This is a genomic window from Paenarthrobacter sp. PPS72 (assembly GCF_048537125.1).
Classification (GTDB): Bacteria; Actinomycetota; Actinomycetes; order Actinomycetales; family Micrococcaceae; genus Arthrobacter; species Arthrobacter nitroguajacolicus_E.
The window spans coordinates 117,216-129,615 of sequence record NZ_JBLYIE010000025.1; the positions used below are offsets into that span (position 1 = coordinate 117,216).

The 12,400-nt window shown below is 62.8% G+C and carries 14 protein-coding genes; 9 read left to right on the top strand and 5 right to left on the bottom strand.

Going from position 1 to position 12,400, the window contains the following annotated elements:
* Window positions 1-76 precede the first annotated feature (76 nt).
* The 3 genes from ACLRGI_RS13150 to ACLRGI_RS13160 all read left to right on the top strand — a co-directional run bounded on the left by ACLRGI_RS13150 (window position 77) and on the right by ACLRGI_RS13160 (window position 3,862).
* Entirely contained in the window at window positions 77-1,534 is a 1,458-nt protein-coding gene (locus tag ACLRGI_RS13150; RefSeq protein ID WP_419202089.1) for a purine-cytosine permease family protein, read from the top strand.
* Entirely contained in the window at window positions 1,531-3,180 is a 1,650-nt protein-coding gene (locus ACLRGI_RS13155) for an amidohydrolase (RefSeq protein WP_419202090.1), read from the top strand. The genes ACLRGI_RS13150 and ACLRGI_RS13155 overlap by 4 nt, the downstream gene beginning before the upstream one ends.
* 88 nt (window positions 3,181-3,268) lie before the next feature.
* A complete protein-coding gene (locus ACLRGI_RS13160) occupies window positions 3,269-3,862 on the top strand; it encodes a histidine phosphatase family protein (protein ID WP_419202091.1) in 594 nt (197 codons plus the stop codon).
* A 488-nt stretch (window positions 3,863-4,350) separates the two neighbouring features.
* Here ACLRGI_RS13160 and ACLRGI_RS13165 read toward each other — a convergent pair whose 3' ends face one another.
* Both ACLRGI_RS13165 and ACLRGI_RS13170 read right to left on the bottom strand, forming a co-directional pair.
* Window positions 4,351-4,635 carry a hypothetical protein gene (locus ACLRGI_RS13165; protein WP_419202092.1) on the bottom strand — a complete coding sequence of 95 codons (285 nt, stop codon included), beginning with the start codon at window positions 4,633-4,635 and terminating at the stop codon, window positions 4,351-4,353.
* 17 nt (window positions 4,636-4,652) lie between these two features.
* Entirely contained in the window at window positions 4,653-5,297 is a 645-nt protein-coding gene (locus ACLRGI_RS13170; RefSeq protein ID WP_419202093.1) for a TetR family transcriptional regulator, read from the bottom strand.
* A 125-nt stretch (window positions 5,298-5,422) separates the two neighbouring features.
* On the opposite strand from ACLRGI_RS13170, the gene ACLRGI_RS13175 reads away from it, so the two are divergent.
* Both ACLRGI_RS13175 and ACLRGI_RS13180 read left to right on the top strand, forming a co-directional pair.
* On the top strand, window positions 5,423-7,000 hold the full coding sequence (locus ACLRGI_RS13175; RefSeq protein ID WP_419202094.1) for an APC family permease: 1,578 nt from the start codon (window positions 5,423-5,425) through the stop codon (window positions 6,998-7,000).
* Window positions 7,001-7,903 (top strand): carbon-nitrogen hydrolase family protein, encoded by a 903-nt coding sequence (locus ACLRGI_RS13180; RefSeq protein ID WP_419202095.1) that lies wholly within the window; start codon window positions 7,001-7,003, stop codon window positions 7,901-7,903.
* Between the two features lie 76 nt (window positions 7,904-7,979).
* On the opposite strand, the gene ACLRGI_RS13185 is transcribed toward ACLRGI_RS13180, so the two are convergent.
* Window positions 7,980-8,210, bottom strand: coding sequence for a DUF6458 family protein (locus tag ACLRGI_RS13185; RefSeq protein ID WP_172326563.1), 231 nt, complete (start codon window positions 8,208-8,210; stop codon window positions 7,980-7,982).
* 107 nt (window positions 8,211-8,317) lie between these two features.
* A complete protein-coding gene (locus ACLRGI_RS13190; protein WP_419202096.1) occupies window positions 8,318-9,214 on the bottom strand; it encodes an SDR family oxidoreductase in 897 nt (298 codons plus the stop codon).
* 119 nt (window positions 9,215-9,333) lie between these two features.
* Here ACLRGI_RS13190 and ACLRGI_RS13195 point away from each other — a divergent pair, with 119 nt between their 5' ends.
* The 3 genes from ACLRGI_RS13195 to ACLRGI_RS13205 are packed head-to-tail and all read left to right on the top strand — an operon-like array spanning window position 9,334 to window position 11,772.
* Window positions 9,334-9,936 carry a helix-turn-helix domain-containing protein gene (locus ACLRGI_RS13195; RefSeq protein WP_419202097.1) on the top strand — a complete coding sequence of 201 codons (603 nt, stop codon included), beginning with the start codon at window positions 9,334-9,336 and terminating at the stop codon, window positions 9,934-9,936.
* Entirely contained in the window at window positions 9,933-10,859 is a 927-nt protein-coding gene (locus tag ACLRGI_RS13200; RefSeq protein ID WP_419202098.1) for an EamA family transporter, read from the top strand. Before ACLRGI_RS13195 ends, ACLRGI_RS13200 begins: the two co-directional genes overlap by 4 nt.
* A gap of 19 nt (window positions 10,860-10,878) precedes the next feature.
* Window positions 10,879-11,772: a dihydrodipicolinate synthase family protein gene (locus ACLRGI_RS13205; RefSeq protein ID WP_419202099.1), complete on the top strand. Its 894-nt coding sequence runs from the start codon at window positions 10,879-10,881 to the stop codon at window positions 11,770-11,772.
* Here the strand turns inward: ACLRGI_RS13205 and ACLRGI_RS13210 are convergent.
* Window positions 11,769-11,936 carry a zinc-binding dehydrogenase gene (locus ACLRGI_RS13210; protein ID WP_419202100.1) on the bottom strand — a complete coding sequence of 56 codons (168 nt, stop codon included), beginning with the start codon at window positions 11,934-11,936 and terminating at the stop codon, window positions 11,769-11,771. The two genes, ACLRGI_RS13205 and ACLRGI_RS13210, sit on opposite strands and share 4 nt — an antisense overlap.
* Here ACLRGI_RS13210 and ACLRGI_RS13215 point away from each other — a divergent pair.
* Complete coding sequence (locus ACLRGI_RS13215) at window positions 11,925-12,377, top strand: hypothetical protein (protein WP_419202101.1); 453 nt, start codon at window positions 11,925-11,927, stop codon at window positions 12,375-12,377. The genes ACLRGI_RS13210 and ACLRGI_RS13215 overlap by 12 nt on opposite strands.
* The last annotated feature ends 23 nt before the right edge of the window (window positions 12,378-12,400 follow it).

Sequence of the window (12,400 nt, forward strand, 5' to 3'; positions counted from 1 at the left end):
TTGGTCATGCGATCAATAGTGTCGATGGGCCGGTTTCCCAGCGTTGCGAACCGGTCCTTGCCCGAGAGGAACAGCGTTGTCCCACCCCCATATAACTGATGCGGTCAGCTATCCGGAACCCCTTGCCCACCCCGAAACCCGCGGAATAGAACTCATCGAAGCCTCCGAACGGCACGGCCGCGCAAGGGACCTCTTCCCCGTTTGGGCGGCCCCCAATGTCAGCATCCTCAACTTCACTGTGGGCGCCTCCCTGATCCTCCTCGGCATGGAACTCTGGCAGGCCTTCGCAGTCATCCTCGCCGGCAACATCCCGTGGATCCTCACCGGAATCGTAGCCACCAGCGGCCCGGCTGCCGGAACGTCAGGATCCGTCATCACCCGCGCAATCTACGGAATCCGCGGCAACAAGATTGTGGTGGCTTTCTACGGATGGTTCATTTCCGCTGTCTTCCTTGCCCTGAACTGGCTCGCGTCCTCGTTCATGGGCGCTGAGCTCCTGTCGCAGCTTGGTTTCACGGATCCTGTCCTGGTTCCGGTGTCCATCACCATTGTGGTTGCCGCGATCACTGTTCTGGTAGCGGTGTACGGGCACAGCCTGATTCTGCGCAGCTACCCCATTGTGGCCTCGGTATTGCTGGGCATCTTCCTGCTGGTCACTGCATTCGTCCTGCCCCACGTGCAGTGGGGCTACGCCGCGCCGACGCCTTTGGAAGGTGCGCCGCTGTGGGCTGCAATGACCATTGGTTTTACCATCCTGGCCTCCTCTCCCCTGTCCTACTCCAACAGCCCGGACATGGCCCGCTACCTCCCCTCATCCACCAAGCGTTCACACATCATCGCGGCCACGGCCCTCGGCGGCGCCCTGCCCGGCATGTTCTTCACATCGGTAGGTGCACTGCTCGCTACCGGAATTGACGCAGCAGCGATGGATCTTGGAATCGAATCAGCACTCCTCGCCCTCCTCCCGGCATGGCTCGGACCCATCTTCGTAGTGGGCGTCATCATCAACACCATCTCGCTCAACGGCATGACCACGTACACGGCGAGCATGGCTTTCCAGTCCATCGGCATCCCGATCCGCCGCATCCCGTCCGCCGTGGTGGTGGGAGCGATCGGCACAGCGCTGACCATCTACCTCGTCATGTCCACAAGCCTCCTGGATGCCGTAAACCTGATGCTGCAACTCCTGGTCCTCATCTCGGGCCCGACCATGAGCATCTTCGCCATGGACGTCATCCTTCGACGCAACCGCTACAGCGGCCAAGACCTCTTCAACGAGAAGCCAGGCAGCCCCTTCTGGTACAGCGGAGGCTGGAACATCCCCGGCTTAGTTGCCGTTACCCTCGGCGCGGTTGTGGCCTCACTCTTCCTCAGCAACTCGGCATGGACGGGTCCCCTCGCAGCCGCCATGGGCCCCGTGGACCTTTCGGTGCCCGCCTCCGTGATCGTCACCGCCGTCGTATACATCTCCCTGAGCCCGGCGTTACGCCGCGGCACCAGCCAGACCCCCGTTACCCAAGGAGCCCCAGCATGACCACCCAGCTCTACACCAACGCCCGCATCTTCACCTCCGATACCAGGCGCTGGGCCGAGGCCCTGCTCGTTCAGGGCGAACGCATCCTCTACGTCGGGGACGCCCAAACTGCCGAACGCCTTCGCCCGGAGGCCGAGAAAATTGACCTTGAGGGCAGTCTGGTTGTCCCCGGCTTCGTCGATGGCCATGCCCATGTAGTAGGCACCGGAGAAGCCTTGGGGCAGGTCAGCCTATGGGGCGCAAAATCAGTGGAAGAGATCCAACAACGCATCAAGGCAAGAGCCGCAGAACGCCCGGATGCCGACCGGATCCTTGCTACCGGCTGGCTCCATGGCGCAATTCCGGGCGGCGTACCTGATGCAGGAATGCTTGATGCCGCAGTCCGGGAAAAACCGGTCTACGCCTTCGCCTACGACTTCCACTCAGTGTGGGTAAACACGGCGGCACTGGCTGAACTGGGCATCGATGACCTAACCAAGGATCCACACGGCGGCACCATCAAGCGCGACGCACGAGGCCACGCCACCGGCTACATCGACGAGAACGCCTTCTACGACATGGTGCTCCCCTACCTCGACGCCCAGGTAGGCAAAGACGAGCACGAAGCCAGCATCGCCGCAGTCCAGCAGGCCTACCGTGAGACCGGAGTGACCACGGCGTGCGACATGGGCTTCAACGAGACAGACCTCGAAGCTTTTGAACGTGCCGACAAAGACGGCACACTGACCAGCCGGCTCATCGCCTATTGGCGCGTCAACAATGCGGGATCGGCGGAGGAAAACATCGCCCAGGTCCAGCGGGCGGCTGCGCTCGCCGTCGAGCATGAATCGCCTTTCCTGCGTGTGGTGGGCATCAAAGTCATCATTGACGGCACCATCGACGGCTGCACGGCCACCCTTGGGATGCCGTACGCCGATGGTTCGAATGCGGAACCGATCTGGAGCCTCAAGGAACTCGCGCCCGTGGTTGCCGCTGCCGATGCCGCCGGTTTGAAAGTTGCCATGCACGCCATCGGCGACGAATCGGTGCGGATCGCCATCGGGGCCGTGGAACACGCCGTGGCGGAGAACGGCCCCCGCGAACGCCGCCACCGGATCGAGCATCTCGAGTTGGTGGACAGGGCCGACGTCGATCGCCTCGCCGCGTTGGGAATCACCGCCAGTATGCAGCCGGTCCACGCCGATCCCGCCATCAGCGAGAACTGGGCAGCCAAACTGGGGGACGATCGTGTGGAACGCGGCTTCCCGTGGCCGTGGATTACTCAGGCCGGAGCACGGCTGGTCTTCGGCACTGACTCCCCCACTTCCCCGCACGCCCCGTTGCCCAACATGTACGTGGCCGCCACCCGCGCTTCGGCCTTGGACCCATCCGCCGGAACCAACGTCCCGGCCTTCGCGCTTCCCCTCGCCGAATCGATCGAACATGCAACCCGTGATTCAGCGTGGACGTGCGGGGCCGAGAACCAGATCGGTCGGCTTGCTGCGGGCCTGTACGCCGACTTCGTAGTCCTGGACACCGATGTGCTCGCCGCTGAAAGTCCCGCCTCCCTCCTGGAAGCGAAGGTTATTCAAACTGTGGTGGGCGGGCGCACAGTGTACAAAACGGAACAGGCTGTGTCCGGCGGCGGCCAGGCAACGCGGTACTAACCGCAGCAAGCGCCCGACGGCGACCCCGCCGTCGGGCGCTTCCCTACGTGACGTACGGAACTGCGGTCCGGCAGGCTCGCAGGGCACAATGGAAAGCATGACCCTCACAACTTTCGCCCTCGTCCGCCATGGCCAGACCGATTGGAACGCGGAGCGCCGGTTGCAGGGGTCCACTGACATCCCGCTTAACGACGTCGGCCGTGGCCAGGCGCGCGACGCCGTCGCCTTCCTGTCGGGACAGCAATGGGACACCGTAGTGTCCTCGCCCCTGAGCCGTGCCGCCGAAACTGCCGGGATCATCGCCGACGGACTGGGACTAAAGGTTGCCCGGTTGGTTCCCGAGCTCACTGAGCGCAGCTTTGGTCCGGCCGAAGGACTTCAGGCAGGTCCCGAGTTGGAGGCACTCCGCATTCCGGGAGGCTTCCGTGGAGGCGAATCAGACGAAGCCGCCGCTGATCGTGGCATCGCTGCTTTGGAAGAACTGGCCGGGGAGTTCGCCGGCAAGCGCGTCCTGGTGGTGGCACACGGAACCTTGATCAGGCTGACCCTGAGCCGTGCCATCGGACGCACCTTGGACAGTGTGCAGAACGCGGTGTTGAACCTGGCCCATCACCACGTCACCGATGGCTGGCAGTTGGAGTACTTCAACGGCGAGCGCATCACGGCCGACGTCGAGGCCTGAGCCGCCGGCTTCCCCTCTGCTGGAAAATACTAATGGTCTCCTCAGCTGCCGCATGGAATCGGACCAGCATCCTGCACACCACGTAGCGCCTCGTCGACACGGGGTTCGAAAGGCTGGGCGTAATGGTCGCCACCAACCCGGTTCGTGACGTTTTCAGAGCCTTCGCTGCGTGATTGCTGACGTACCCCACTTCACGGATCGCTTCCTCCACCCGCTTCCTGGTGGGAGGGCTCATCCTGACCGATTACTACCGGAGACCGCTGCGGAAACTACCGCGGCCGAGACACCGGCCCGCTCCGCCACCGTCTGCAAAGTCACCATGTAGTAAACGTAACGCTCCTGCCCGTCCGCGGAGGCACAGGCTCGGCGCTCTTCATTGGCAAAATCATCAGGCTATTCAATAGGGACGCATCGCCCAAGGTGCGCGCTGACGGAGGTGGTTGCTGATGCTGTGCCGCTCGGCTTGCTGGCTGCTTTGAGCCTCCCGGCTAGCGTGCTTCGAGCCGCGCCTTCAACTGCTCCGCGTAGTCGCTGTAGGCGGCCGCAATCTCCTCCAAATCAACCGTCTGAGGGAAGTCGATCACTGGCTGATGCTCGGCCAGATAGGCAGTGGTTTCCTCAACCACACGCTGCTCGTCGAAAGCATCCAAGCCAACCTCGGCAAGGAAATCCGGGTTGGTATGGACCAGGGATTCCCCGGTTTGCCCCTCCGATGCCCAACGCACCACGTACTCGTTTTGATTGACCGGTTCAATGTCGAATGACTTCTCCATGGCAGCAGCCTATGCCGTTATTTAGCAGGCAATGGCGCGCTCCGGGCAGCAATGAACTTCAGCAGGGTCCCTGCCGGCAGACCCAAAAGAGCATCCGCAAGGCTGCCCATCAGATCAAGCACGTACTCGCTGCCGGCACTTCCGGCCAGCACATCCATGACAAGCCCATCTTCCTGGGCAACAAGGGTGCGGGCGATCTTTGCCGGGTCCAATAGGGGAGAGAAATCGCCGGAGCGGGTTCCGGCGTCGATGATGTCCCGATAGACACTTTCCTGGGCGCTGGTGAGCTCCTCCTGGATTCGGCGCTGCCCGGCGTCGCGGAGCATATGGGGCCAGTACTCGTAGAGAATCCGGGAGACGTCATCATCCAGCCCGGCAGTAGTGCCGGCGCTGATGACGGCCGCGAGCCTCGCCGTCGGAGTCATGTCCGGATGGACGGCTTCGGCGAGTTTCTCCAGCAACCTTTCGGAGGATGCCTGAACAGCGGCCGCGATAATTTCGGCATGGCTGCCGAAGTAGTAGAGCACGGCGTTGGCGGCCATGCCGGCTTCGGCGGCAATGGCGCGGAGAGTGGCCCCTTCAGCGCCGTCGCGGGCTGCGACGGCCTGAGCTGCCGCCACTATCTCTCGCCGCCGGAGTTCCTTCTTGTCTACCTTGGCCACTGCCGCCTCCCGTGGACTCTTGGAGATTTCTGTTGACTTTGACTCTAGACCGGTATTGAATTGCATTCAAATTTGAATGCAATTCAAATTTTCGATGCGAATAACTGATTCAACGAGGAGTCTCCGTGTCACATCCGCCTTCCCCCACCCCACTCACGAGTGACCCGACGCCGGGAAACGCAGCAAAGACTGCGGCAGTCATTGAAGTGACAGCCAAAGGCCTGAAGGCCGGCTCCATCGGCATCGGCCCCACCGTCGCCCTCGGCCTGGCAGCGGTAGCACCCGCCTACAGCTTGGCCGTGACACTCGGCTTTGTGGTCCTGGCCGTTGGAGCGAGCACTCCCGCAGCGTTCCTGCTGGGTTTTGTTCCCATCCTCTTTACCGCCCTGGCATTCAGGGACCTCAACAAGGAAATGCCCGATTGTGGCGGCGTTTTCGTCTGGATTACCCGCGCTTTTGGACCGACGGCCGGGTGGTTCCTTGGCGGCTGGGTACCGCAGATGGCCACCTTCATAGCAGGCGCTGCCGTGGCTCAAGTCGCTACCACGTATCTGTTGACCTTCTTCGGTCTGGCGGCGATCGCCGCACAACCCCTCGCCGTAGCTGCCATTGCATGCGGGCTGATCGTCCTGAGTGCATGGATTGCGGCGAGGGGAATCGAACTCTCCGCATGGGTACAGTACGCGTTGATAGGGCTTCAACTGGTGGCCCTCGGTGGATTTTGCGTCGCAGGTTTCGCAGCCATGGCCACGGGCAACTCCGGAGAAGGAGCAGAAAAACCGGGTCTGGAGTGGTTCAACCCCTTTGCATCCGGCGACATGTCCGGGCTGGTCTCCGGCGTCATCCTCTGCCTGTTCATCTACTGGGGATGGGACGCCCTGATAGCTGTGAATGAGGAAACGACGGACAGGAAGGGTACACCCGGCACCGCTGTAGTTATCACCACAGTCATCCTGCTGTTCTTCTACGTGATGACGGCTACGGCCGCCGTCGGATTCGCCGGAACTGTGAGCATCACCGATCCCGAAACCGTCTCCGATGTCCTCTCGGTCCTCGGTCCGCAGGCGACGGGTGACGTGTTTGGCCAGGTCATCGTCCTCGCAGTGGGCCTGTCCGCGTTGGCAGCACTTTTGACAGTAGCTGTCAGCACGCCACGAACCTGGCTCAGTATGGGCACGTACGGCGCCCTCCCCAAGGCGACGACGAAGATGCATCCCAGGCGGGGAACGCCAACTACCTCCATAGCTTGGTGGGCGCTTATCACCATCGCCATAACTTTGGGACTGACGGCCATCAGCGCAGATTTCATAGGGCTGGCCATCCTGTCCGTCGGCCTCATGATCGCGGCCTACTACGCCGCTACCGCGTTGGCCTCGGTGCTGTACTTCCTCCCCCTGATGCGCAGCTCAGCTTCCGCCCTGCTCCTGAAAGGCATCCTTCCCGGGCTGGGGGCACTCCTCATGATCGGAGCGTTCACTTACAGCGCCGTGGACATGCTGTCTCCCGAGTATGCGGGTAAGTCCTGGCTGGGCATCGGCGCGGTGTTCTGGATCGGCATCGGCGCACTGGCCGCAGGTCTGCTGGTCACCGCCATCCTGAGGACCAAACTGCGACGCTTCTTCTCCGGCGAAACCATCCCCCGCGGAAATGTCACTACCCGCCATGAACTTTCATCAATTCTCAACAACGAAACCGAGGCCTAAATGCGCATTCTGTCCATCGCAGCAATCCAGACCAAACCTGTCCCCCACGACCTCGAGGCCACGTGGGCACGGTTCGAAACTCAGGCCGAATCAGCCAAGAAGCTGGGGCCTGATGTGGATGTGATCGTGGTTCCGGAACTGCTTCTTTCCGCTCCAGGGGAGTTCCTGCTTCCTGATCCGGAGGGCGAAACCCGCTCCGCTGCGCCCATCCCCAGCCCGCTCACACACCGAATCTCCGCGTTGGCACGCAGGCTGAACGTGTGGCTGGTGCCGGGCTCGCTGCTGGAAACGGAGAACGGAAACACGTACAACACCGCCATCGCCGTCTCCCCCCAAGGCGAGATTGTTGCCCGCTACCGGAAACTCTTTCCATGGCGGCCGTTCGAAAGCACCACACCCGGCGATTCCTTCGTCACGTTCGACATCCCAGGCTGTGGACGCATTGGCCTGGCCATCTGCTTCGACGGCAGCTTCCCTGAGGTTGCCCGCCAACTGGCTTGGCTCGGTGCCGAGGTCATCATCCAGCCCACGCTCACCACCACCCGGGACAGGGCCATGGAGATAGTCATGTCCCAAGCCAACGCCTTCGCCAACCAGGTGTACGTGGTGAATGTCAACGGCGCGTCCCCTTCCGGAGTGGGCGAAAGCGTCATTGTCGACCCCGAGGGCACCATCCTGCAGCAGGCCCGGGGCGGAGAAGAGGTCATGTTCGCCGTGCTGGATCTGGACCGTGTCACCCAACTCCGCCGCTATGGAACGCATGGCATCAACCGTCCATGGGCCCAGCTCCGGGACCAGGAAGGTGTGTTGGCCTTCCCGATGTTTGGCGGCGCACATTTCCAAGCACCGGCATGGAGCGGCACCACCTCCGCAGGCCATCCCAGCCAGGGGGCATCCGCCTAGTTGCACCTCAGCACATGCAAGAAGCGCACGACGGCGAGTACTCGCCGTCGTCCGCTTCTTTTGTATGGTGCGGCTGCTAGACCTCGGGGCGCCGCTCGACAACCGTGTGGGGATCGCCGCGGCGCTCAACAACTGTGCGGCGGGTCCGGTTGGACATGGCGATGGAAATGATGAGTCCGATGACGCCGACCACCATCAGGATGTAGCCCACCAGGACCTGATCGAGGAAGGGGATGATTCCGGGGGCGAGCGCGAAAGCCAGAATAGCTCCGATGGCAATCAGTGCGATGGAAGAACCAATTCTCATAACGTGCTCCTCAGGTTTTTTCGGCGCAGTCAGGGTCCACGGCCGAATCTGTATCATCAGGATACTTACGTTCCATGCTCCGGGCCAACATTTACCCGGCGCGCTTGTCAGTGACCGTAACGGGTGGCGACCCGGCCGATGGCATCTTCGGGAGTTGGCGCCGGGCCGAAAACCTGCTCTTGGCGGGTGGTGTCCGCGACGTACCTTCCCGTCTCGAACCACGCCACCATGCTTGCCATATCGCCCACCAACGGAAGGATTTTCGCAGTCACCTTACCGAGTCCCGCGATGGCGCCGGCGGGTACGGACATCACCTTGATCTGTTTGCCGGCCCGGCGTCCGGCGATTTCGGCCGCTTCATGGATACTCAAGGGCCGGCTCCAGCCAATGTCGATGCGCTCTCCCTCAACAATGTTCGCATCGACCGCCTCAGCAAGGTACCTGGCGACATCGCTGGCCAGCACAAACGTCAGGCGGGCATCTTTGGAGCCGAGCCAGACAAAGCGCCCTTTGGCGAAAGGATCGCCACCCATACCTACCGCCTGGTCAAAGAAAGCCCCGGGGCGGAGGGCCACAAAGGGGACGCCGAGTTCCTCGAATTTGTCCTCGGCCAGCTTCTTGTTCCAGAAATGCGGAATCTGCGGAGTTTGGTTGCTGGTGAGGATGCTGATCAGCACAAAGCGGGGCACTCCGGCGTGCTTGGCAGCGACAGCCAGGTTGCTGTTGCCGGAGGTGTCGATTGCATTGGCGTTCTTGTCGTTCCGCGTATAGCCCGCCGCCGTCGATATGACGGCGGAAACTCCGGTCATGGCGGTGATCAAAGAGCCGGCGTCCAACATGTCTCCGCGAGCAATCTCCACGCCTTTGGCCTCAAGCTTGGTGGCGTTGGACTTGGGCCTCACCAAGGCGCGCACTTTCTTTCCGCGCTTGAGGAGCTCGTCCACCACTTGGCCGCCAAGGAACCCTGTGGCGCCAACAACAAGGACAGGCAGGTCTTCGGCCACAGCGTCTCCTCAGGGGTTTGTTTCCTAGGCTCAGTGGTAGCACGCGACGGGAGCCCCGGGCTAGGGTACTTCTCGCCTTCGTTGCGAAAGTGCACTCCAAGTGCAGTATGATGCACTTTATGGATGAAAGCACCAGCACTCTTTCCGTGGCCATTGGCGCCCGGGTGAAGCAAGAGCGCCAAAACCGCGGATGGACCCTTGACCAGTTGGCAGAAGCCGCTGGCGTGAGCCGTCGAATGATCATCAACGTGGAGCAGGGAGCGGCGAATCCCAGCGTCGGGACACTGCTGCGCATCAGCGACGCCCTGGGCGTTGGGCTTCCCGCACTGGTTGAATCCCCTCGCCCCAAGCCGATCAAGGTCACCCGCAGCGGCGAAGGCGCAACCCTATGGACCAGCGCCCGGGGTGGACGCGGAATCCTGGTGGCCGGCACCGAATCTCCGGATGTGGTGGAACTTTGGGACTGGACCTTGGCTCCGGGAGACCAGCACGGCAGCGAAGCCCACGCCGCCGGAACCAAGGAACTCCTGCAGGTCCTCCAAGGCACCGTGGCCGTGGAGGTCGGCGGGCAGGTGACCACCCTCGAGGTTGGCGACTCCATGACCTTCCCGGGCGACGTCGCCCATTCCTACGCCAACCCGGGCGCCGAACCGTCCCGCTTCTCCCTGGCAGTGTTTGAGCCGGGTGTGGGCTCAGGACACCTCCAGGAGGCCGGCTCGTGAAAACTCCTCAACGCATCCTTGTACCACCGTGGGGCCTTGCAGTCGCAGCCATGATTTCGGTCCAGTTGAGTTCCGCGTTTTCCGTGGATCTCATTGGCCAAGTGGGTCCGGCCGGCACGGCGTGGCTGCGATTGAGCATGGGCGCCATCATCTTCCTGGCCATCGCCCGCCCGCCGATCCGCTCGGTCCGCAAGCCCGATGTCCTCCCCCTCCTGGGCCTGGGCGTCGCCACCGGCCTCATGACCATCATGTTCCTGGCCGCGATCGAGCGCATTCCGCTGGGGACAACGGTGGCCATCGAGTTCCTTGGACCACTCACGGTGGCAGCAATCCGAAGCCACAACCGCAAGGCCCTGGCTTGGCCAGCGTTGGCTCTGGCCGGCGTCGTCCTGCTGACAGAACCCTGGCATGGCGAGATCGATGCCCTTGGCGTGATGTTCGCAGCCATCGCGGCCGTTGGTTGGGGTGCCTACATCCTGCTGACCCAACGGATCGGTGATCGCTTCACGGGAACGGGAGCACTTTCGCTCACCGTCCCGGTGGCTGCCGTTACGGCCGCAATCGTGGGTGTCCCACAGGCTGCAGGACACCTCAGCCTGGAGGTCCTGCTGGCCGCCCTTGGAGTCGCAGTGCTGATGCCGGTACTCCCCTTCATCCTGGAAATGATGGCTTTGCGGCGCATGACGTCCACCGCTTTTGGCACGCTGATGTCCTTGGAGCCGGCTTTCGGCGTGCTCCTTGGGTTGCTCGTGCTGCATCAACAACCGTCCATCATTCAGTTCCTTGGCATCACGCTGGTGGTGGTCGCGGGCGCCGCTGCGCAGCGCGGCGGGGAGAGGAAGCCGATCTCTGCAGAGCCCGTGCCCGGCCTGGAACCTCCACTTCCCCAGACCCTGCCCGCGGCTCCACGAAACGAGGCCTGACGTGTTCACCGGACCGGGCATGTTCAAAGGATTGAGCGCCTTCCCGTTGACGCCGCTCTCCAACGACTCACTGGACGAAGACTCTTACGTTGGCTTGATCGAACGCCTGCGGGATGCCCGCGTGGACTCCATCACAGCGTTGGGATCCACCGGTTCATACGCCTACCTGACAAAAGAAGAACGACGCCGGACAGCCCACCTCGCCGTTCAGCACGCCGGGAACGTCCCGGTCTTCGTGGGAGTGGGGGCTCTCCGTACCTCGCACGTCCTGGCAAACGTCGAGGCAGCCGAAGAGGCCGGGGCCTCCGGGGTATTGCTGGCGCCGATGACCTACCAGCCGCTCACCGAGGAGGACGTGTTCGAACTGTTTCGCACCGTCACCGCCCGCTCTTCCCTCCCCGTGATCGTTTACGACAATCCCGCCACGACCCATTTCACCTTCAGCGCCGGGCTGTACGGCCGCATCGCCCAGCTTCCCCGGATTGCCTCCATCAAGATCCCTGGCAGCCCGGACCGCCAGGTACTGAAGAAACGGGTGCAGGAGATCCGATCGCTGGTGCCTGACCATGTGAGTATCGGCATCTCAGGAGACTCCAACGCCGCTGCCGGTTTGAGCGCCGGATGCGATGCCTGGTATTCGGTGGTCGGAGGAACGTTGCCGGGCATCGCCCAACGCATCACGCAGGCCGCCCTCAGCGGACAACACACGGAAGCTGCGGCAGAGACGGAGCGTCTTGAACCCTTGTGGCGACTCTTCGCTGAGTTCGGCGGCAGCTTGAGGGTGGTCGCCGCGGTCGCTGAACAGCTGGGACTGGGCCCCGCCAAGAGCCTGCCGCTTCCCATCCAAGGACTCAGCCCTGAGCAGAGGGCGCGCGTGGCCGGGGTCATCGAGGAGCTTGGGCTGGGAATCTAGCTGACGGTGATGACCACCTTGCCCCGGGCTTTACCGGCGTCGAAATATCGCATGGCTTCCGGGACCTGGGCCAGCGGATAGCTGCGGTCTATTGCGGGGCTGATGGTTCCCGCTTCCAGGAGACCTGCGAGGTATTCCAGGTCCCCGGCGGTTTGGGTGCCCACGATCATGGTGAGCCGCTGGCGGATGAACGGGGAAAGCGCCACAGCCCGGAACTGGCGGTCCAGGCTGCCCGTCCAGGACCCGCCCTCCTCTCAGGCTCCATCCAATTGACGGCCCACGCCTATGCCCTGCTGGACAGCTACATCTACGGCTTCGCCCTCCAGGAAGAAGCGCTCCCGTTCGAGGGGAGGGACACCACAGCCGAGATCACCAACCCCATCATGGAGCGCTTCGCCACCGGTGAGTATCCGCGCATGGTGGAGATCGCCGTCGAGCATGTCCTCAAACCCGGCTACGACTTTGGCGACGAGTTCCGAGTTCGGCCTGGACCTGGTCCTGGACGGCCTCGACCGCCTGAAAGCCGGAGAAGAATAAGCGCCTTTGGGGTGGAGGCGCGAGTCTCATTGGAGGCACTCAGGCCAACGCGGTACGGTCAGGCATAGCTGACGACGCCGAGTGAGGGAGC

Bases quoted from the DNA above. Each gene is read 5' to 3' on its own strand.
- ACLRGI_RS13155 (WP_419202090.1), top strand. From the start codon at position 1,531: ATGACCACCCAGCTCTACACCAACGCCCGCATCTTCACCTCCGATACC.
- ACLRGI_RS13160 (WP_419202091.1), top strand. From the start codon at position 3,269: ATGGAAAGCATGACCCTCACAACTTTCGCCCTCGTCCGCCATGGCCAG.
- ACLRGI_RS13165 (WP_419202092.1), bottom strand. From the start codon at position 4,635: ATGGAGAAGTCATTCGACATTGAACCGGTCAATCAAAACGAGTACGTG.
- ACLRGI_RS13180 (WP_419202095.1), top strand. From the start codon at position 7,001: ATGCGCATTCTGTCCATCGCAGCAATCCAGACCAAACCTGTCCCCCAC.
- ACLRGI_RS13185 (WP_172326563.1), bottom strand. From the start codon at position 8,210: ATGAGAATTGGTTCTTCCATCGCACTGATTGCCATCGGAGCTATTCTG.
- ACLRGI_RS13195 (WP_419202097.1), top strand. From the start codon at position 9,334: ATGGATGAAAGCACCAGCACTCTTTCCGTGGCCATTGGCGCCCGGGTG.
- ACLRGI_RS13205 (WP_419202099.1), top strand. From the start codon at position 10,879: ATGTTCAAAGGATTGAGCGCCTTCCCGTTGACGCCGCTCTCCAACGAC.